Here is a 383-nt window from a genome sequence, read left to right as displayed (position 1 = left end):
CGGTGGCTGTGGTCTAGTGGCGACCGAAGCTGGCATCCGACTGGCGTAGCAGCGCTTGTAATGGCTCAAACAGCGCAGGGGTCACAATCATGATATTACTGCTGACCAACTGTGGATTGGTGCTGTCTGGCAGGGGATGAATATGCCCGAGTCGGGCACCGGCTTCGCGGGCAATCAATTGTGCTGCGGCGCAGTCCCAGATTTTAACGTTTTCGTAGTAACCATCGAGGCGGCCACAGGCGACCCAGCACATATCGAGGGCGGCGGCACCGACCCGGCGCAGATCGGCACAGTGCTTGAGCACTTGTCCAAAACGACCGATCAGGTAATCAAGATCATCTTTCTGATAAGGAAAGCCGGTACCAATCAGGGCGCGGTTTAAC

Annotated in this window: 1 protein-coding gene; it reads right to left on the bottom strand. The window is 56.7% G+C overall.

Going from position 1 to position 383, the window contains the following annotated elements; translation table 11 throughout:
- Positions 1-13: 13 nt before the first annotated feature.
- Positions 14-383 (bottom strand): inositol monophosphatase family protein (locus Q4563_RS16880; RefSeq protein WP_303605315.1); only part of this gene is annotated, 370 nt, incomplete at its 5' end.

The sequence above is a fragment of the Gilvimarinus sp. 1_MG-2023 genome, assembly GCF_030548285.1.
This window is presented reverse-complemented; position numbering and strand designations above follow the sequence as displayed.